This window comes from Streptomyces sp. NBC_00554, from assembly GCF_041431135.1.
Taxonomy (GTDB): domain Bacteria; phylum Actinomycetota; class Actinomycetes; order Streptomycetales; family Streptomycetaceae; genus Streptomyces.
Window position 1 is genome coordinate 1,153,071 of the sequence record NZ_CP107799.1, and the last position, 19,232, is coordinate 1,172,302.

The following is a 19,232-nucleotide window of genomic DNA, read 5'->3' on the forward strand; positions in this document are numbered from 1 at the left end:
CCGATTCCGTGCCGCCGGTGGCGTCCTCGTCTACCAGCGCAACGTCACCGATTCGCCGCGCCCGAGTCGTACGGTCCGGGTCACTCCGCCCGCGGTGACTTCGGTGGTACGGCCGCCCACGCTGCGGATCACCGCTTGCCTGACCTTGCCGTCGCGCCAGGACACGTCAACTGAGAAGCCACCACGGGCGCCGACACCGGTGATCCGCCCCTTCTCGGCCCACGCGTCGGGCAGTGCGGGAAGCAACTCGATCCGACCGGGCCGGGAGTACACCAGCATCTCGACCATGGCCGACGGAGTGCCGAAGTTCGAGTCGATCTGGAAGATGCTGCTGGTGTCGTCGAGCGGCCATACGTCGAACAGGTTGAGGGCGGATCCGCCGGTGCTGCCCGTCGAGGGCCGCAGATTCGTCATGATCATCTCGTACGCCTTCTCGCCCTCCTTGAACCGGGCCCAGCACAGCGCGCGCCAGGCGTTGGCCCAGCCGTACAGGCTCGTGCCACGGTCGGTGAGCAGCTTCCGGACACCGGTGAGGAGTTCGGCGGATGAGGACTCCAGGCTGATGCGGTCGCCGGGGAAGAAGCCCATGAGCGGCGAGAGGTGGCGGTGCTGGACCTCGCCGAGGTTGTCGGGGGTCATCCACTCCTCCAGCCAGCCGGTGGTGGGGCTGACCTGCGGGAGATAGAGGCGGTCGCGCAGGCCGTCGATGACCTTCCGGTAGGCCTTGTCCTTGCCGAGCGTCGCACTCGCGGTGTGGAAGTTGGTGAACAGCGCCCACACCAGTTCCTGCGCGTAGGTGATGCCCATGGCATCCTGCGGTCCGTGCTCGGGTGACCAGTCCTTGTCGTTCACGAGGACCTCGCGCGACTGCCCGGTCGCGGGGTCGGTGACGGTGACGGGCACCAGCCGGGCTTCCCAGAACTCGCAGGCGCCCTTGAGCAGTGGGTAGATGCGGGCGAGCAGCCGGGTGTCCTGCGTGTACTCGTAGTGCTCGAAGATGGTGTTCACGAGCCAGGCGCTGCCTGCCGGGTGCCACTGCCAGCCCGAGCCGCCGTGGATGTTGGTGGAGATGCCGACGGTCCAGCCGGCGACCTTGCCCGAGGAGTTACGGAAGCGGTTGCGCGGGTCGTTGAAGAGCCGCACCGTGGTGTCGGTCCAGGCCGGCAGTTGGGCCAGGCAGTAGTCGGTGAGGGCGTCGAAGCAGCTGGGCAGGCCGGTCCGGTCGGCCATCCAGTAGTTCATCTGGATGTTGACGTCGGTGTGGTAATCACCCATCCAACCAGGGGTGTTGGTGTCGATCCACGCTCCCTGAAGACCCATCGGCAGGCTGTCGCGCGAGCCGCAGATCATCAGGTAGCGGCCGAACTGGAGGTAGGACGCCTCCAGTTCGGGATCGGGTGCGGCACCGTCCTGGGCGCGGGTCTGGAGGCGGGTCCAGGTGTCGAGTTGGCGCTGCTGTTCGGTGGAGGTTCCGAGCGACAGTGTCATCGCGTCGAAGAGGTTCCGGTAGTCGGCGATGTGGGTGGCAGCGAGGCTGCCGGGCGCCTGGGCGGCTGCTGTACGGACCTTCTCCCGGGCCAGAGCCTGGGGGTCGACGGACGGGTCGCGGTAGCCCTGGGCGAAGTCGGGGGCGTAGTCGGTGCCACCGCTGAAGATGACGGTCAGATCGCCGCAGCCGGTGAAGTCCACGCCGGAGCCCGTGACTTCGACCCGACCGGTGCCGCTGACCGCCGTGATGGCGGCGCCGTAGCGCAGGCCGTTGTCGAAGGCGGCACCGAAGGAAGCGGTGGCATCGGAGGTGTTGGCGACCGTGTTCTCACCGTGGGTGCCGGCCAGGGTGATCCGACCGGTGTAGGTGCCGCCGCCGCTCTGCGAGAAGCGTACGACCACGACGTCGTCCGGGTGGCTGGCGTACACCTCGCGCCGGTACGTCACGCCGTTCTGCGTGTACGAGGCCGTGACCAGGCCGTTGCTCAAGTCCAGGGTGTGGCCGGGTATCTCGACGGTGAGGTGGGCGAGTTGGGTCAGGGTTCCGAACGCCGTCTGGTCGTAGGGGAACTGGCCGTCGCTGCTGAGCACGTCGTTGCGCCCGCCGGTCCACATGGTGGCGTCGGTGATGTAGAGCGTTTCGTCGGCGGGGTCCCCGCCGACGAGGGCACCGAGCCGTCCGTTTCCGATGGGCAGGCCCTGCTGGATCATGTTGCCCGCGGCCGCGGGCGCCGTGTGCCACAGGCGCACCGCCGTGCTGTCGTCCACCCGGGGGTCGGTGGCGGGCCGGTGCGGCTCGGCCGCGGCGGCGGTGAAGGCCGGCAGTCCCGCGAAGGCGGCGAGGGTTCCCGCGGCGCCGGAGCCGGTCAGCTCAAGGAATCTCCGGCGACTCGGGAAGTCCGGGTGGGCAGGCTGGCGCGAGCTCATGAGGGCTGTTCCTCCTGGGGAGTTCTGATGCGCAAAGTGCTGCTCAGAAAGGCAGGAGAAACATAGATCCGGTAATTGGGGAGCTCAAGGTCCCTGACATTCGCATAGAGCATCCTGGTTATTCGCGGAATGTCCTTCGCGTCGGTGCCGGTTCCCTCCCCCATCGAGGACCGTCGCGATCACAGCACCGCTCCGATCCGCCACGGGGCGATCTCCTCGGAACCGAACCCGAGCAGCTCGGACTTGCTCGGCTCGCCCGAGGCCAGGTCCACCAAACGCTCGAACAGCCTTACGCCCGTGGTGATCTGCTCCTCGCGGGTGAACGCGGCCCCGGCGTCGAAGTCCATGTCGCCGGCCATGTGCTGGTACAACCGGCTGGTCGTGGTGATCTTGAGGCAGGGGGCCGGGCGGGAGCCGAACACCGAACCGCGGCCGGTGGTGAAGGCCAGCAGGTTCGCCCCGCCGGCCACCATGCCGGTCGCCGACACCGGGTCGTAGCCGGGGGTGTCCATATAGGTCAGCCCCGGGGCCTCGACCCGCTGGGCGTAGTCGACGACTGCCCGCAACGGGCTGCTGCCACCCTTGAGGACCGCGCCCAGCGACTTCTCCCAGATGGTGGTGATGCCCCCGTCGCGGTTGCCGCGCGAGGGATTGTTGTCCAGCTCGGCCCCGTTGGCGCGGACGTATCCCTTCCACCACTCCAGGATCTCGTCGAGCCGATCGGCCAGTCCCGCTTCGGCGGCCCGCGCCGCGAGCAGATGCTCGGCCCCGAAGATCTCCGGTGTCTCCCCGAGGATCGCCCGGCCTCCGGCGGCGACCAGCAGGTCGGCGGCAACTCCCAGAGCGGGGTTGGCGGTCAGGCCGGAGTAGGCGTCGCTGCCGCCGCACTGCAGGCCCAGGGTGAGCCCGGACAGCGGCAGCGGCTCCCGGCGAAGTCCGGCGACCCCCTCCGCGATCACCGCGACCCGCCGCAGCGCCTCGTTCACCGTCGCGACCGACCCGCCCAACTCCTGGATGGTCAGCTGCTCGACCGGGCGGTGCAGGTCCTCCAGAAAGTTCTCGGGCTGGTTGACCTCGCAGCCGAGGCTGACGGAAACGACCCCGACGAGGTTGGGATGGGCGGCATAGCCGCGCAGGGTGCGGCGCAGGATCTCGTCGCCCCGGCCGCCCTCCGCCAGGCCGCAGCCCAGGTCATGGCCAAGGGCGATCACCCCGTCCAGGCCGGGGGTCCCGGCGTGCGCGGCCTCCGCCGCCTGGGCGACCATTCGGGACACCGTGGCGGCGCAGTTCACCGACGGCAGGATTCCTATGTAGTTGCGGGTCGCCACGGCGCCTCCGGGCCGCTTGTAGCCAAGGAAATGGTCGCGCGTCGGGGCCACTGGCGGCGTCCACGGGACGGCGGTCTGCCGGGCGTCGCCGCGATTGGGCGAGGCCGCGCCCCTGACCTCGACGTTGTGGACGTGGACATGGCTGCCCGGCGTGATCGGAGCCGTCGCGTACCCGATCACGGCTCCGTATTTCACGATCGCCCGGCCCGCCGGGATGTCGGTCAGCGCGACCTTGTGGCCGGCCGGAATGTCCTGAGTGATCGGGATCCGCGCCGGACCGGCGTCGCAGACCGCCCCCTCGGGCAGATCGTCCAACGTCAGTCCGACGTTGTCGGCGCTGCGGTCGGCCACCAGTAGCCGGGGCCGCCCTAAAGCGGGCACGAGGCCGTCCGTCGTCTCACTCACTCGAGCTCCTTCAAACTGACGTACGGCGTCCGCTGCCGAATCCGGCACCTTCCGCTGTCGTGGCGCAAACGCTAGGCGGCGATTGCTGCTGTTGAGAAGCGTGAAAATCGGATGGAAAACATCTGTCAGACGACTGACGCAGACAATTGCGCGCGCAATGGCTCATGGTGGCCACCATCCGGTGGTCCACTTCAACCTGCTCGCGCGACTCCCCGCAGGGACAGATGCCCGATCCACCGCGTCCGCGCCATCGGCTTCGCCGCTCTGGGCCCCTACCGCCCCGAGAGTGCCCCCGCGCCCTTCCTGCACGCTCCCTTGACAGCCCTTACGACCCTCCCGAAACTACCGAACATTCGGTTGATGACGACGACTGAGTCAGCTGCAGATCCTCACCAACCTCAAGGGAGCCGCATGACAGGGTCCAAGGTCGGAAACAAGGTCAAGCTGTCGCGCGCGGCCTCGGTACTGGCCGGCGGTTCGGCAGCGCTCGTCCTCTTGGTGGCGGGACAGACAGCGACCACCGCCGCGCCCGCCTCAGCTTCTGCCTGGCAGCCGCCGGCGCCCACGTTCGCGACGAGCGAGCCCGTGCGCACCACCGTCACCATGGACGACGGCGTGAAGATCGCGGTCGACATCGTCTATCCGACCGACCCGAGCACCGGGGCACGCGCGTCGGGCGATTTCCCTGTGCTGCTGGCGCAGAACCCCTACGGCACGCAGCCTTCCGACCCTGCCGACAACGGCACCTACTTCGTTCAGCGGGGATACGTCTTCGTGGTCTCCGCGGTACGGGGCACCGGTGACTCCGGCGGACAACTCGACTGGTTCGGTGACCGGCAGGGCAAGGACGGAGCCAACCTCGTCAACTGGGCGGCCCACACGCTGTCGGGGTCCAACGGCAAGGTGGGGCTTGAGGGTTGCTCCTACCTCGAAGTGAACCAGTGGTTCACCGCAGCGGCTGTGGGCAAGAACTCCGCTCTCAAAGCCATCGCACCGTTCTGCACCGATTCGGACTTCTACAACGACCTCACGGCCAACGGCGGCATCCCCACCTCTTTCGTGGCCAACATCGCCCGAGCCCAACCACGCGGTCCAGAAGACGACCCTGCGACCGACCCGCAGTCCGTGACGATCACCCAGCAAGCCAACGGCGGCTCACGCTCGTACAACGATGCCTATTGGCGGGCGCGAGACGTCCAGAAACTCATGCCGCGGATCGTGAGCAACAGCATTCCGGCGCTCAGCCAAGCCGGGTGGGAGGACCTGTTCCCCGGTGGGAACCTCGGCGCTTATGTCGCGGCCCAAAACGCCTACTTCCACCGGCCGTTGACCGATCCGATCGCACCGGGCGACCCCGTCACCGGCCGGTACCAGGCGATCGTCGGGCCCTGGACCCATGGCGAGCACGTCAACGAAGCCACCTTGCAGGCCATTCGCCTGGAATGGTTCGACACCTGGCTCAAGAACGCACCCACCGGCATGGCCGCCACCTCGAAACCTCTGCACCTGTTCGAGAACGGCGCGAACACCTGGATCGACAGTTCCGCATGGCCGCTGTCCCTGGACGCTCGGACCTACTACCTCGGCAACGGGTCGCTGACGGCAACCAAGCCCACGGAGCAGGGAAGCGACAGTCTCTCCTGGGGCGCGTCGACCGCAGGAAGCACACTGACCTACACAACGGCCCCGCTCGCCGACACAGCCCTGCTCAACGGACCGGCCGACGTCACCCTCTACGCCAGATCAACGACCGTCGAGACCGAACTGACGGCCACACTGAACATCGTTGCGCCGGACGGCACGGTGACCAAGCAAGCCGACGGAATCCTCCTGGGCAGCCAACGCGCCTTGGACACCGGCGAAAGCTGGTACGGCAAGAACAAGGCACTTCTCAAGCCCAGCCACCCCTTCACCCAAGCCTCACAGCAACCCGTGACACCCGGCCGGACCACCCGGTACGACATCTCCCTGCTGCCGAACTTCACGAGGATCCCGGCCGGTTACAGGATCCAGGTCACCATCAACAGCCAGCCGTCGGTCGACTTCCACTTCCCGGTCTCCCCCACCCCGCAGCAACTGGCCAACCTGACCGGCGGTCTGTACACCATTGAACGCTCCGCGGAAGCGGCATCGTTCGTCAATCTTCCGCTGACATCACCCGGTACGGCGACCCCCAGCAACGACAACTGGGGGCCGGCGTCCTGACCCGACCGCGTGGGCACGGGCAGCAGCGGTTCAGAGCGGGTTGAGGCGGGCCTTGAGCAGGCAGAACTCATTGCCTTCGGGGTCGGTCAGGACATGCCACTGCTCCTCCCCCGTTTGGCCGATGTCCGCCGGGCGCGCACCGAGCTTCAGGAGGCGTTCGAGCTCGGCATCCTGATCGCGGTCGGTCGCGTTGACGTCGATGTGCAGCCGGGACTTCCCCTTCTCCGGCTCATCCCTGCGACTGAGGATGATCGTCGGCTGCGGACCGCCGAACCCCTCGCGCGGCCCGATCTCCAGCGTGCCGTCGTCCTCGCGATCGAGCACGACGAAGTCCAGGACCTCGCACCAGAACCGCGCCAGCACCTCGGGGTCGCGGCAACCGAGCACGAGCTCACTGATACGACATGCCATAACGAAACCTGCTCTCAGCCTCGGAACTGCCAGGGAGGCCACAAGCGAACCTTGTGGGCTCCCAGCAGTGAAAACAACCCCGCGACCGTACCGGACAAGGCGCGCACCGGCGAAGTGATTTCAGGGTGCTTGGCTTCAGTCGAACAGATCGGGCTGTTCCGCGGTGATCTGGTCCCACAGGGGGCGGAATTGGAACCAGCCCGGAAGCGCGCCGGAGATCTGTGAACGCACCATCCGCGCCGTCTCGGAGTCGATCAGCTTCGGCTTGCCGGCGGCCATGGCCAGGAGCTGCGCCTGGCAGGACCGCTCCATGGTGATGAAGTACCAGGCGGCCTCGGCCACGGACTGCCCGACCGTGAGCAGCCCGTGGTTCTGCAGGACGACGGCCTTGGCGCTGCCCAGAGCCACACCGATCTTGCGGCCCTCCTCCGTATCGTTCACGACCCCTTGATAGTCCGAGTAGAGGCCGTGGTCCTCGAAGAAGGCACAGGAGTCCTGCGTGATCGGGTCCAGCCGGATACCCAGGCTCGAGAAGGCCTTTCCGTGCAGTGAGTGGGTGTGCGCGGCCGCGACCACATCGGGCCGCGCCCGGTGCACTTCGGAGTGGATGCAGAAGGCGGCGTTGTTGACCGGCCGCTTCCCCTCCAGCAGGGTGCCGTCGTGGTCGACGAGGATCAGGTCCGAGACCCGTATCTGGCTGAACGCCATCCCGAAGGGGTTGACCCAGAAGGCCGTGGGGTTCTCCGGGTCGCGTGCGGTGATGTGGCCGGCCACCCCTTCCGAGAAGCCGAAGCGGGCGAACACGCGGAAGGCCGCCGCGAGTTCCTGCTTTCGGACTTGCCGCTCCTCTTCGACGGACAGGTTCTCCGGCGGCAAGGGCAGGGTGACGCCCTCGGCCATGGGGCCGACGGATGCCTGCTGGACGGCTGTGGGTGTCAGGGACATGGGTTTCCTGCCTCTCAACGTTCCTACGGGTCGGGCTACTTCTTGTTCTTGCGGACGCGGCTACTGCTCGTTCGTGCGGGTGCCGCTACTTCTGGTCGGAGCGCAGGCGTTTGCCGTACATGGCGTTCACCAGCCGCAGGATGAAGCGATAGGACGAGGGGTCGAACGGGAGCATGTGAAGGTCGCGGCGCATCGGGAACCGGTTCACGGAGATCGCCTGCAGCTTGGTGTACTTGCGGAAGCCCTCGGCACCGTGCCGGACACCTACTCCCGACGCCTTCCAACCCCCCATGGGCAGGCCGAGGGCCAGATAGTTGCTCTGAGCGTCGTTGATGGTGACGCAGCCGGCCTCCAGTCGCGCGGCCAGTTGCCGAGCGCGGGCCATGTTCGAACCGATGATGGTCGCCTGCAGGCCGTACTCGCTGTCGTTGGCCAGCCGAACGGCCTCCTCGGCGTCGGCGACCTTCATCACGGGCAGCGTCGGGCCGAAGGTCTCCTCGCGCATGCACTTCATGGTGTGATCGACATTGACGAGCAGCGTGGGTTCGAAGAAGCGACCGGGGCCGGGAGCCGCATGGCCCCCGACGAGGACACGCGCACCGCGACTCACAGCGTCCGTGACCTGGTCCTCGACGATCCCCATCTGCGGCGGGAAGGTCATGGCGCCCAGATCGGTGCTGCCCAGTCCCGCGGGCCTGCCCATGGTGACCTCACGGAACCGCTCTTCCAGCCGGGCGACGAACTCGTCGTACACGGGGGCCTCGACGTAGACCCGCTCGACCGAGGTACAGGTCTGGCCCGCGTTGAACAGAGCGCCGTGGAGGGCGACGTTCACGGCCCGTTCCACGGAGGCGTCCGCGAGGACGATCAGCGCGTCCTTGCCGCCGAGTTCCAGCGAGCAGGGGATGAGCCGCTCGCCGGCCCGGGCCGCGACGGCGCGGCCGGTCTTCGTCGACCCGGTGAACATCACGAAGTCGGCGGCTTCGACGAGGGCCTGGCCGGTGGCGCCCGCGCCGGTGACGACCTGGAACACGCCGTCGGGCCAGCCGCATTCGCGGGTCATCTGCTCCATGAGGCGCGCGGTCAACGGGGTGTATTCGGAGGGTTTGAGCACGACGGCGTTGCCTGCCGCGAGGGCGGGGATGGCGTCACCGAAGGAGTTGATCAGCGGGTTGTTCCAGGGGCCGATGACCCCGACGACGCCGACCGGTGCCCGGCGGGTGTACATGCTGCGCCCCAGAACGAAAGGTGACAGGGACCGCACCTTCGTGTCGGCGAGGAGGCGTCGTGCGTGCTTGGCCCAGTAGGCGAAGGCGCTGACGCAGTAGACGACTTCGACGATCGCGTCCTCCTCCGCCTTGCCGTTCTCCGCGACGATGGAGTCCGTGATCTCCTGCCGGTGCGCCAGCAGCCAGCGGCGGCTGCGCGTGAACAGCTCCGCACGCGTTCGCGGGCTGAGCCGCGCCCAGCCGGCCTGCGCCTGCCTGGCCCGGAGGACCGCTGACACCACCTCTTCCGCGGGCGTGTCGGCAACGTGTCCGACCACTTCACCGGTGGCGGGATTGTCCACTGCGATGCCCGCGTGCGCCGAGTCAGCGGCTGCGGTAACGGTTCGAGTCTGAGTCACGGAATCTCCTGCAGGAACGTTGACTTCGGTTCATCCAGAATGGGACGGTCGTTTGTGCAAGTCAAGAGTCTTGGACAATTGACCAACTTCATCGCAACGGGGAAAGTTCCCGCGTCGCCGCCAAGGAGCATTCGGAATGAAACGGACAGCGTCGATCACACTCAACGGCTTGGGCGTCCCCGAGTCGCTGCGTTGGCATGAGAACGCCCTGTGGTTCTCCGATCTCGCGCACGGCACCGTCCACCGCTGGGACGGGAGCGGAGAGGCGAAGACGATCGCCAAGGTCCCCGGACGCGCCGGCGGACTCGGCTGGCTCCCGGACGGGAGGATGCTGGTCGTCTCGATGGACGGTGGCTGCGTCTACCGCCTCGAGCCCGATGGACAGCTGGTCGAGCACGCGGATCTGCGCCACCTCGTCGGCGGCCCGGTCAACGACATGCTCGTCGATCCGAAGGGGCGGGCATACGTCGGAAACTTCGGCTTCGACTACCACGCCTTCGTCCGGGAGCACCCGAACTCGATGCTCTACGCGCCGCCCGGCCCCCCGAAGACCCCGATCGCCTGCCTCGCCCCGGACGGCGAACTGATCGGGCTGACGGAACCGACACTGTTCCCGAACGGCTGTCTACTCACCCCGGACGGTACAACCTTGGTGGCCGCCGAAACCCTGGGTATGCGCCTCACCGCCTTCCCCGTCCATCCGGACGGCACTCTCGGCAGCCCACGCCCCTGGGCAGCGCTGATCTCACCGCTGCTGTGGCGCATGGTGAACCATCCGGGGCTGCCAGGGCGGATCACACGCAGAGTGTCAGCGGCGCTGGACCACCCGGCCATCGCCAAGCGTTCCTCGTCGCCGATCGCCCCCGACGGCATCGCCTGGCACAGCGACGGCGAAAGCATCTGGATCGCCAACGCCCTACGAGGTGAATGCGTGCGCGTGGCGGAGGGCGGCCGAGTTCTGGATCGCGTCGCGACGAGCCAAAACACCTTGAGCTGCCTGGTCGCCGGGGGTGACGGCCGCACCTTGTTCGCGGCGACCGTTCCGACCGACGACCCCGTCCGCGCCGGCGAGCTCAATGGCGGCCGCATCGAGATGTACCGACTGTGAACCGTCCGATAACGGTCCGGTTCAATCTCATGTCGGACAGTTGACTTGGACGCTCGACCAAGAGACGCTGTGAGCATGAGCCGAAACTCGGAGAGAAGCCAGGTCGTGCTGGTGACTGGGGCCGCCGACGGGATCGGCGCGGCGATAGCCGCGCTGGCGGTGGCCCGCGGTCATCGCGTGATGCTGACGGACGTCAACGGGGAAGCCGTCCATTCCGCCGCCCGCCGACTGGGCGACCGCGCCGCAGGCTGCGTACTGGACATCAGGGACCCGGAGGGCTGGGCCAAGGCGTTCGACGCGACCGAAGCGCAGCTCGGTGCCGTCGATGTCCTGATCAACAACGCGGGGATCACCCACACCGGACATGCGCGGGACCTCAGCCTCCAGCAGCACCGCGACATCGTCGAGGTCAACCTGCTCGGGACCATCACGGGCGTGCACACGGCGCTCCGCCGCATGACCGAGCGGGGCAGCGGCCACATCATCAACGTCTGCAGCATGACCTCGTTCCTGCCCCTGCCGGGATACTCCACTTACGGCGCCAGCAAGTACGCGATGCGGGGCTTCCACCACAGCGTCGCGCTGGAGGAGCGGAACGGCCCCCTGGACTTCACGATCATCCACCCGCCGTCCACCCGGACGAAGATGCTCGACCAGGAGATGGCCGACCCCACGTCCGCGATCTCCTTTGCCGAGAAGTCGTACGCGCCGGAGCAGATCGCGAAGGCCGTCGTCGACGCGATCGTCTCCAAACCGGTCGAGGTGGTGTTCCCGCCCCTCGCCGGACGCTTCCAGCGGATCGCCGGTGTGTTCCCGCGACTGATGCGCTGGGTGCTCCCTCGGGCCGAGGCCAGAGGCGTGCGCCAGAGGGAGCGGCTCGTCTCCGACGGGAAGACCCGCACGTCCGACGCATCCGAGACCCCGCACCGGTCGGTTTCCTGACCGGTCCTGCCGCCGGCCGCCTTGACCGGCCGGCGATACGAACAATCCAGAAGGGTGCAGTTGTGAGCGCACATGTGGTGTCCCGGCCGGACGTGAAATCGGCTGTCTCCGCCATCGCCGGCCTGAGCGAGGACCGGATGGCACAACTCTCCAGGGCGACCGAGCACTTGGATCCGCCGTTCGCCGTGGTGGACCTGGACGCCTTCGACGCGAACGCCGCCGAGCTGGCGCGCAGGGCCGAGGGCCGCGCCACCATCCGCCTGGCCAGCAAGTCGGTGCGCAGCCGCGATCTGATCACGCGTGCGGCCGAGCGGCAGGGCTACCACGGCATTCTCGCCTTCACCCTGCCCGAGGCCCTGTGGCTGGCCGAAGAGCACGCGGACGTGGTCATCGGATATCCGACAGCGGATCGCACAGCCTTGAAGCGGTTGGCAGCGGACGAACGTGCGGCCTCACGCATCACCCTCATGGTCGACTCGGTCGGCCAGCTGGACTTCATCGACGAGGTGGTGGGCTCTTCCCGGCCCGACATCCGCCTCTGTATCGACCTGGACGCATCCCTGGAACTGGCTGGCGGCCGACTGCACTTGGGCCCGTACCGCTCCCCTGTCCACACTCCGCAACAGGCCGCGTCGCTCGCCCGGGCGATCGTGGGCCGAGCCGGGTTCGAACTCGTCGGCGTCATGTCCTACGAGGGCCAGATCGCCGGACTGGGTGACAACCAGCCCGGCTCTCCCCTCAAGCGACTCGCGGTCCGCGCGATGCAGCACCTCTCCGCCCGCGAACTGGCCGATCGCCGGGCCGCAGCCGTCGCCGCCGTCGAAGCCGTCGCACCGCTGGAGTTCGTCAACGGCGGCGGCACCGGCTCCATAGAGCAGACCTCGTCCGAGGACGTCATCACCGAGATCGGTGCAGGCTCCGGCCTCTACGGCCCCGGGCTGTTCGACCACTACCGCCGCTTCCGCCCCCGGCCCTCCGCCTACTACGTCATGTCCGTCGTGCGCCGCCCGACCACCAGGATCGCCACTGTTCTCGGAGGCGGATGGATCGCCTCCGGCCCGCCCGGAAACGACCGCCTGCCCACTCTGAGCTGGCCCCAGGGCCTGCGGATGAACCCGAGGGAGGGGGCGGGGGAGGTCCAGACCCCGGTCCTCGGCGCGGCGGCCGAGGGGCTCGGGCTCGGTGACCATGTGTGGTTCCGGCATGCCAAGGCCGGCGAACTGTGCGAACGCGTGAACGCCCTCCATCTCGTATCCGGCTCGCAGATCGTCGAGCAGGTCCCGACATACCGCGGTGAAGGCCACGCCTTCCTCTGACGTCCCCTTCCAGGCCCCTCATCCCCCGGAGGCCCGATGTCCACCGAGTCCGAATCCGCGACGCCCCTCCTGGTGGCGTCCGTCGGGCCGGCTTCCGCCCAAGGACCGGCCGAACCCGTCTCGCGCAGCTGGACCACCTTGTTCAGCCTGGTCTGGTTCGGCTACTGGATGGCGAACCTCGTGCCCCTCCAGCTGCTGCTCCCGCAGCAACTGGAGGCGATCAGTCCGGCGTCCAAGGTGCGCGACTTCGCCATCGTCAACGGCATCTCCGGGCTGGTCGCACTGCTCGCCCTGCCGCTGTGCGGAGCGCTGTGCGACCGCTCCCGCAACCGCTTCGGCCGACGAAGGATCTGGCTCGGCGCCGGTGCGCTGACATTCGCCGCCGGATTGATCGTCACCGGTGAACAGAGATCAGTGACAGGCGTGAGTGTGGCCTGGGGGGCCAGCATGCTGGGGCTGAGCGCCGCCACCGCCGGTCTGACCGCTGTCATCGCCGACCGCGTACCCGTGCCGCAGCGCGGCATGATCTCCAGCGCCATATACGGCCCCCAGGCCCTCGGCGTGGTGGCCGGAATCGCCATCGTCTCGTCCTTCGGCCTCTCCTTCACACACAGCTACGCCGTCCTCGCGGTACTCCTGATCCTCTGTGTCGTGCCGTTCCTGGCGGCCTACCGCGACACCACGTACGACACCGAGCCCCCGCTGCGGCTGCACCTGGTGATCGCTTCCATGGGCAGCTCGCTCAGGAACCGCGATTTCGCCTGGGCCTTCGGCGGACGACTGCTGGTCAACCTGGCCAACTCACTGGGCACTTGCTACATGCTGTACTTCCTCACCGACGACCTGAGGGTCTCGGACCCGGAGAGCAGCCTGCTGGCGGTCACCGTCGTCTACCTGCTCGCGGGAATCCTGGCCACCACGGTGGCCGGTGTGCTGTCCGACCGTCTCGGCCGACGACGGATCTTCGTCGCGCTGGCGGCCGTACTCCAGGCCGTCTCCGGCTTTCTTCTCGCCGGCTTCCCGAGCATGACGGTCGCGCTGATCGCGTCGGCACTCATGGGTGGCGGGTTCGGTGCCTACATGGCCGTCGACCAGGCACTGATCACCCAGGTCCTGCCCGACGCCGAGAGCCGGGCAAAGGATCTCGGCATCATGAGCATCGGCTCGGTCGTCCCCCCGACGCTGGCTCCCCTGATCGCCAGCTTCATCATCACCTCCGACCGCGGCTATGCCCTCCTGTTCACCGCCGTAGGTGTCACGGCGGCCGTCGGAGCCGCGCTCGTCTACCGAATCCGTTCCGTCAGATGAGGACACCCAGCTGCCTCCCAACCGGCGTAGGCCGACTCGCAGTTGATGAAAAGACCAGAACCTGGAAGGACCCGGCAGATGCCGATCGGCACGAGCAGTACATGGCGCAACTGGGCCGGGAACGTCACTGCCCGTCCCGTACGGGAGGTGACTACCGCCTCCGTCGAGGAGCTCTCCGCCGCCGTACGGAAGGCCGCCGACGACGGCCTGAAGGTGAAGGCCGTCGGCACCGGACACTCCTTCGCAGCCGCCGCGACCGACGGCGTGATGATCCGGCCCCAACTCCTCACCGGCATACGGAAGATCGACCGCGAGGCGGGCACGGTCACCGTGGAGGCCGGCACACCCCTGAAGCACCTGAACGTGGCCCTGGCCCGCGAGGGACTGTCGCTCACGAACATGGGCGACATCATGGAACAGACGGTCTCCGGCGCGACCAGCACCGGAACGCATGGCACAGGGCGCGACTCGGCTTCGATCGCCGCACAGATCAAGGGACTTGAGCTGGTCACGGCCGACGGTTCTGTACTCACCTGCTCGTCGAAGGAGAACCCGGAGATCTTCGCCGCGGCCCGGATCGGTCTGGGCGCGCTCGGAGTGATCAGCGCGATCACCTTCGCCGTCGAGCCGCTCTTCCTGCTCACCGCACGCGAGGAACCGATGACCTTCGACAGGGTCACGGATTCCTTCGACGAACTCATCGCGGAGAACGAGCACTTCGAGTTCTACTGGTTTCCGCACACCGAGAACTGCAACACCTTGAGCAACAACCGCAGCGCGGGCCCGACCGCCCCTGTCGGCAGGCTCAGAGGATGGTTCGAGGACGAGTTCCTCGCCAACGGCGTCTTCCAGGCGCTCAGTTCGCTGGGCCGGGCCGCGCCCGCCACAATCCCCGGGATCGCGAAGATCACCAGCCGCGGTCTCTCGGCACGGACGTACACGGACATCCCCTACAAGGTGTTCACCAGTCCGCGCCGCGTGCGCATGATCGAGATGGAGTACGCCGTCCCGCGCCACGCCCTTGTCGAAGCCCTGCGCGAACTGAAGACCATGGTCGACCGCTCGGATCTGCGGATCGGTTTCCCCGTCGAGGTCCGCACGGCCCCCGCGGACGACATCCCGCTCTCCCCGGCGACCGGCCGCGACAGCGCGTACATCGCCGTCCATGTGTACAAGGGCACGCCGTACCAAGCCTATTTCGACGCCGCCGAGCGGATCTTCACCGCGTACGAGGGGCGCCCGCACTGGGGCAAGCTGCATACGCGCGACGCCGATTACTTCGCCAAGGCCTATCCGCGTTTCGGTGAGTTCACCGCCGTACGGGACCGCCTCGATCCGGAACGGCGCTTCGGCAACGACTATCTGCGCCGCGTGCTGGGGGACTGAGGACACCCGGCGAGCAGTACGTGTCCGGCGATGAAGCCAGGTTTCAGTCCAGGTCGGGGTCGGGCTTGCGGGCGAGGGTCACGAGGTGCTCAGCGGTCAGCTGGAGCACCTCCCGGCTGCGTTCGCCGTCCCGGTCGACCAGCCAGCACAGGGTGACCCCGTCGAGCACCGCGTTCAGGTAGCGGGCGAGGACGGGCAGAGGCACCGTCCATTCGATGCCGGCGCTCGTGGCCGCCTCCTCCAGGACTTCCTCGTGAACTTCCAGGTAGTGGGCGTACTGCCGGCGCGCCAACTCCTCGAAGCCGGCCTGGCGCAAGGCGTAGTGGGTGAGCTCGTATCCCACCTGATGCTCGCCCGGGGCGAGCTCCACGCCCTCCCAGAACGCGTACAGACTCCCGGTGATGCGGTCGCCGAGATCGCCTTCCCCGGCGAACGCCTTCCGTGCCGCCGCGCCACTGCTGTTGGTAAATCGCGTGATGACCTCATCGAGGAGGTCCTCACGCGAGTCGAAGCAGTAGTGGAAGACCCCCAGCGGCATGTCGGCCTCGTTGACGATGGCGCGCGTCGTCGCCTTCGCCACTCCATCGCGGACCATCACCCGAATCGCCGCCGCGATCAGTGCTTCCCGTCGGTCCTTCGCCGCCATGCGGGCCATTCGTCTGCCGTTCTCCTGAGGTCGACTACGTTCACCTCACATGCTAACTCGCGTCTTGGACGATTGACCAAAACCCTGTGAGCTGCATGCTCGACTTCGAATATCGGGAACGACCCATACCCTCATCCACAGGCCGACCGCGGAATCCGATGCTTCCCTCACCGCCGCTTCGCATGCCGGGTGAGTACCTGTGCATCGACGTCTTACGCACGGGAAACGAGGGGCTCGCCGGGCCGCCTCTAGCCTCACGGGGCATGACGGGGAACCGAATTCGCCGACCTGACCAGTCCGTCCGCATTCCCGGCTGGGGCTCCATCCGCGGCCGTGTGGCCATCGTCCTTGCCGTACCCACTTGTCTGCTCCTCGCCCTCACCGGGCTGGGCGTCGTCGACCGCGCCCATGACTGGTCCGCAGCGCGGGCCACGGAGTCGCAGGTCATCGTCCTGCTGCGGGTGCAGGACCTCGTCCGTGAGCTCCAGCGTGAACGCGGCCTCACCAACGGCCTGTTGGGCGGCGACGAGGAGTACCAGGACGACGTCCGCGAGGCGCGGGCGCGCACCGATGACGCCCGCACATCCTTGACGGGGGTGCTCTCGGCGGAGAGCGGTGATCTGCACGAGGCCGCAGCCTCCGCACTCCGCCGGGCCCAGCTCCCCCTCGCCGACCTCACCGGCACCCGTACCGGCGTCGACACCGGCACCGCCGACCGCACCGTCACCCTCCGCTTCTACACCGCGGCCGTCACCGCCCTGATCGACGCCGAATCGACCGGCGTGCCCGACGGCGATCGCGGTATCGCCCAAGGTGTGCAGGCGTTGCAGGCCCTGGCCCGCGCCACGGAGGCCGTCGCCCTCGAACGCGGTTCCCTGAACGGCGTGTTCGCCGCGAAGGGGTTCCGTTCCGGCGAGTACCTCGACTTCACCGAGATCCGGGCCACCCGTGTCGCCGACCTCGGCCAGTTCCGCCAACTCGCAGGCGGTGACGAGGAGTCCGCCCTCGACCGAGCCTTCAAGACGGCCGCGGCCCGCCGCGTCACCGCGTACGAGGCCAAGGCCGAAGCGGGCGCCGACGGCTCACCCCTCGATGTCGCCCCCACCCGCTGGTGGACCGACATGACGACGCTCGTCGACGATCTGCACGCCGTCCAGAAACAGGTCGGTGACGACGTACGGGCAGGAGCGGGCCGGACCGGCGACGCGGCCACCCGGCAGCTCATCGGCTTCCTGGGCCTGGGCGCGCTGATCCTCGCCGTCGCCTCCGCACTCGCGGTGTTCTCGGCCCGCTCCATCACCCGTCCCCTGGGCGCACTGGCCGACGAGGCGGACGCGGTCGCGGGCACCAGGCTCGCGGAGGCGGTCAAGCGCATCCAGGAGGCCGACCCCGACACCCCGCTGCCCGAGGATCCCAAGACGGCCGAAGTCCCGGGTACCGCACGGGAGATCACCCGGCTGGTCGCCGCCCTGCACAACGTCCAGCGCACAGCCGTCCGTCTCGCCGCCGAGCAGACCGTCCTGCGCCGCAACAGCACCGAGTCCCTGGCCAGCCTGGGCCGCCGCAACCAGTCCCTCCTCATCCGCCAGCTGGGCCTGATCACCACCCTGGAGAGCCAGGAGCTCGACCCTGACGCACTCGCCGAGCTCTTCGAACTCGACCACCTGGCCACACGCATGCGCCGCAACGCCGAGTCCCTGCTCGTCCTTGCCGGCGAGGAGTCCCCGGCGCGCCCCTGGCCCGGCACGGTCACCGTCACCGAGGTGGTGCAGTCGGCCATCTCCGAGGTCGAGCAGTACCAGCGGGTCGCCGTCACCGACATCGAACACTGCCGCATCCGCGGCCACTGCGTCGCCGAACTCTCGCACCTGCTCGCCGAGTTGGTGGAGAACGCGCTGATGTTCAGCTCGCCCAAGCAGCCCGTCGAGCTCTACGGCTGGCGGGACGGCGGCGAGTACTGCCTCGCGGTCGTCGACCGGGGCATCGGCATGACGGCGGAGCGGATGGCCCAGGCCAACGCCCTGCTGTCCGGCAAGGGTGGCTCCCTGCTCGCGGCGCCCACCCGGTTCCTCGGCCACCATGTCGTCGGCGCGCTCTCCGATCGCCTCGGCGCCCATGCCGAGTTGCGGCCCACACAGGGCTCGGGCGTGACAGCGTACGTAGCCCTGCCCGCAACGATCGTCCAGGCAGCGGATACCTCAATCACCTCCGCAGCCCTGTGAGTTCACGCCGGTGCTCGCAGCCGTTCGCGTCACCGTGCCCGCGTGTCGTGTCACGGCGTGCGGGCTGTCATACGGTGTTGCTCCAGTCGTACGGCCCTCCGCCGCGCCACTCGATCAGCTCGGGGTCGTCGATGGCCGTATCCGTTGTGGGCAGACCCGCACGGTGAAGGTATTCCAGCACGTCGAACAGGCTGTACGCAGTGCCCATGCGCTCGCCCTGGACCGTCACCCGCCGCCCTCCGTCCGACTGTGGCGGAAGCACGACCACAGGGGGGCTCTCGTCCATAACTCCACCATGCGCCGGAACCGGCCGTCACGCAGCTCGGCGACCATCGCAGCGGTCTGACGCCGCTGGTCAGCGGGGTCGCCCGGAGATTTAGCGAGGGGCGTTCTGCACGGTGAGAATGTGCACCGCGGAGGGGTCCTGATCCTCCAGAACCCGCCAGCGGTGCGGGGTTCCGCCTGGGTAGAGCAGACTGTCACCGGCGTGGAGGCGGTGCAGTTCGCGGCCGCCGGGGCCCAGTAGGTCGATTTCGATCGCGCCGTGAACCACATAGAGGAACTCGTCGCCCGGGTGGTCGTAGTACTCCTCGAAGTCGGTGGGTCCTCCCGTGTATTCGACCGGATGGACGGCGAATTGGGGTGCCCCGAGCATCCGCGCCGAGCCGCCGCTGTTGACGACGGGGGTGCCGGTCCCTTCCCGTACGACATGGATGTCGGCGGGGGAGGTCGCCGAGTGCGCCAGCAGGGCCTGTTGGGTGGTGCCGAGCGCCTGGGCGATCCGGTGCAGCGAGGGCATGCTCGGGCGGGTCAGCCCGCGCTCCAGCTGGCTGAGGAAGGGGTGCGAAAGGCCTGCGCTGCCCGCGAGTTGGACCAGGGTAAGGCCGCGCTCCTTGCGTAGCCGTCGGATCGCGTTGCCGAGCTGCTGGTCCGGATCGGCGGGGGTTTCGGTGGGGCGGTCTGCCATG

The 19,232-nt window shown here is 68.2% G+C and carries 15 protein-coding genes; 7 read left to right on the forward strand and 8 right to left on the reverse strand.

Annotated features, from left to right (window positions below):
• Nucleotides 1-30: 30 nt before the first annotated feature.
• Both OG266_RS05270 and OG266_RS05275 read right to left on the reverse strand, forming a co-directional pair.
• On the reverse strand, nt 31-2,415 hold the full coding sequence (locus OG266_RS05270) for a glycoside hydrolase N-terminal domain-containing protein (protein ID WP_371543260.1): 2,385 nt from the start codon (nt 2,413-2,415) through the stop codon (nt 31-33).
• A 179-nt stretch (nt 2,416-2,594) separates the two neighbouring features.
• Nucleotides 2,595-4,148, reverse strand: a complete 1,554-nt coding sequence (locus OG266_RS05275) for a UxaA family hydrolase (protein ID WP_371543263.1) — start codon at nt 4,146-4,148, stop codon at nt 2,595-2,597.
• A gap of 411 nt (nt 4,149-4,559) precedes the next feature.
• Between OG266_RS05275 and OG266_RS05280 the strand changes: the two genes are divergently transcribed.
• A complete protein-coding gene (locus OG266_RS05280) occupies nt 4,560-6,353 on the forward strand; it encodes a CocE/NonD family hydrolase (RefSeq protein ID WP_371543266.1) in 1,794 nt (597 codons plus the stop codon).
• A 30-nt stretch (nt 6,354-6,383) separates the two neighbouring features.
• On the opposite strand, the gene OG266_RS05285 is transcribed toward OG266_RS05280, so the two are convergent.
• The 3 genes from OG266_RS05285 to OG266_RS05295 all read right to left on the reverse strand — a co-directional run bounded on the left by OG266_RS05285 (nt 6,384) and on the right by OG266_RS05295 (nt 9,336).
• Nucleotides 6,384-6,764 carry a VOC family protein gene (locus tag OG266_RS05285; protein ID WP_168515557.1) on the reverse strand — a complete coding sequence of 127 codons (381 nt, stop codon included), beginning with the start codon at nt 6,762-6,764 and terminating at the stop codon, nt 6,384-6,386.
• A gap of 135 nt (nt 6,765-6,899) precedes the next feature.
• Nucleotides 6,900-7,709 (reverse strand): class II aldolase/adducin family protein, encoded by an 810-nt coding sequence (locus OG266_RS05290; protein ID WP_371543270.1) that lies wholly within the window; start codon nt 7,707-7,709, stop codon nt 6,900-6,902.
• Nucleotides 7,710-7,794: 85 nt separating this feature from the next.
• Nucleotides 7,795-9,336 (reverse strand): aldehyde dehydrogenase family protein, encoded by a 1,542-nt coding sequence (locus tag OG266_RS05295; RefSeq protein WP_371543273.1) that lies wholly within the window; start codon nt 9,334-9,336, stop codon nt 7,795-7,797.
• 136 nt (nt 9,337-9,472) lie between these two features.
• Between OG266_RS05295 and OG266_RS05300 the strand changes: the two genes are divergently transcribed.
• The 5 genes from OG266_RS05300 (at nt 9,473) to OG266_RS05320 (ending at nt 15,396) form a co-directional block, all read left to right on the forward strand.
• Nucleotides 9,473-10,444 carry an SMP-30/gluconolactonase/LRE family protein gene (locus OG266_RS05300; protein ID WP_371543276.1) on the forward strand — a complete coding sequence of 324 codons (972 nt, stop codon included), beginning with the start codon at nt 9,473-9,475 and terminating at the stop codon, nt 10,442-10,444.
• A gap of 75 nt (nt 10,445-10,519) precedes the next feature.
• On the forward strand, nt 10,520-11,386 hold the full coding sequence (locus tag OG266_RS05305) for an SDR family NAD(P)-dependent oxidoreductase (protein WP_329544111.1): 867 nt from the start codon (nt 10,520-10,522) through the stop codon (nt 11,384-11,386).
• Between the two features lie 62 nt (nt 11,387-11,448).
• Nucleotides 11,449-12,702: an amino acid deaminase/aldolase gene (locus OG266_RS05310; RefSeq protein ID WP_371543279.1), complete on the forward strand. Its 1,254-nt coding sequence runs from the start codon at nt 11,449-11,451 to the stop codon at nt 12,700-12,702.
• A gap of 36 nt (nt 12,703-12,738) precedes the next feature.
• Complete coding sequence (locus tag OG266_RS05315) at nt 12,739-14,010, forward strand: MFS transporter (protein WP_371543282.1); 1,272 nt, start codon at nt 12,739-12,741, stop codon at nt 14,008-14,010.
• Between the two features lie 78 nt (nt 14,011-14,088).
• Nucleotides 14,089-15,396, forward strand: coding sequence for a D-arabinono-1,4-lactone oxidase (locus tag OG266_RS05320; protein WP_371543285.1), 1,308 nt, complete (start codon nt 14,089-14,091; stop codon nt 15,394-15,396).
• A gap of 43 nt (nt 15,397-15,439) precedes the next feature.
• On the opposite strand, the gene OG266_RS05325 is transcribed toward OG266_RS05320, so the two are convergent.
• Nucleotides 15,440-16,051, reverse strand: coding sequence for a TetR/AcrR family transcriptional regulator (locus tag OG266_RS05325; RefSeq protein ID WP_371543288.1), 612 nt, complete (start codon nt 16,049-16,051; stop codon nt 15,440-15,442).
• A 254-nt stretch (nt 16,052-16,305) separates the two neighbouring features.
• Between OG266_RS05325 and OG266_RS05330 the strand changes: the two genes are divergently transcribed.
• Nucleotides 16,306-18,264 carry a nitrate- and nitrite sensing domain-containing protein gene (locus OG266_RS05330; RefSeq protein ID WP_371543291.1) on the forward strand — a complete coding sequence of 653 codons (1,959 nt, stop codon included), beginning with the start codon at nt 16,306-16,308 and terminating at the stop codon, nt 18,262-18,264.
• Between the two features lie 67 nt (nt 18,265-18,331).
• Here OG266_RS05330 and OG266_RS05335 read toward each other — a convergent pair whose 3' ends face one another.
• On the reverse strand, nt 18,332-18,550 hold the full coding sequence (locus OG266_RS05335; protein WP_266472610.1) for a hypothetical protein: 219 nt from the start codon (nt 18,548-18,550) through the stop codon (nt 18,332-18,334).
• A gap of 90 nt (nt 18,551-18,640) precedes the next feature.
• Nucleotides 18,641-19,231 carry a helix-turn-helix domain-containing protein gene (locus tag OG266_RS05340; protein WP_371543296.1) on the reverse strand — a complete coding sequence of 197 codons (591 nt, stop codon included), beginning with the start codon at nt 19,229-19,231 and terminating at the stop codon, nt 18,641-18,643.
• Between the last annotated feature and the right edge of the window lies 1 nt (nt 19,232).

Bases quoted from the DNA above. Each gene is read 5' to 3' on its own strand.
- OG266_RS05270 (WP_371543260.1), bottom strand. From the start codon at position 2,415: ATGAGCTCGCGCCAGCCTGCCCACCCGGACTTCCCGAGTCGCCGGAGA.
- OG266_RS05280 (WP_371543266.1), top strand. From the start codon at position 4,560: ATGACAGGGTCCAAGGTCGGAAACAAGGTCAAGCTGTCGCGCGCGGCC.
- OG266_RS05285 (WP_168515557.1), bottom strand. From the start codon at position 6,764: ATGGCATGTCGTATCAGTGAGCTCGTGCTCGGTTGCCGCGACCCCGAG.
- OG266_RS05290 (WP_371543270.1), bottom strand. From the start codon at position 7,709: ATGTCCCTGACACCCACAGCCGTCCAGCAGGCATCCGTCGGCCCCATG.
- OG266_RS05300 (WP_371543276.1), top strand. From the start codon at position 9,473: ATGAAACGGACAGCGTCGATCACACTCAACGGCTTGGGCGTCCCCGAG.
- OG266_RS05305 (WP_329544111.1), top strand. From the start codon at position 10,520: ATGAGCCGAAACTCGGAGAGAAGCCAGGTCGTGCTGGTGACTGGGGCC.
- OG266_RS05315 (WP_371543282.1), top strand. From the start codon at position 12,739: ATGTCCACCGAGTCCGAATCCGCGACGCCCCTCCTGGTGGCGTCCGTC.
- OG266_RS05320 (WP_371543285.1), top strand. From the start codon at position 14,089: ATGCCGATCGGCACGAGCAGTACATGGCGCAACTGGGCCGGGAACGTC.
- OG266_RS05325 (WP_371543288.1), bottom strand. From the start codon at position 16,051: ATGGCCCGCATGGCGGCGAAGGACCGACGGGAAGCACTGATCGCGGCG.
- OG266_RS05330 (WP_371543291.1), top strand. From the start codon at position 16,306: ATGACGGGGAACCGAATTCGCCGACCTGACCAGTCCGTCCGCATTCCC.
- OG266_RS05335 (WP_266472610.1), bottom strand. From the start codon at position 18,550: ATGGACGAGAGCCCCCCTGTGGTCGTGCTTCCGCCACAGTCGGACGGA.
- OG266_RS05340 (WP_371543296.1), bottom strand. From the start codon at position 19,231: ATGGCAGACCGCCCCACCGAAACCCCCGCCGATCCGGACCAGCAGCTC.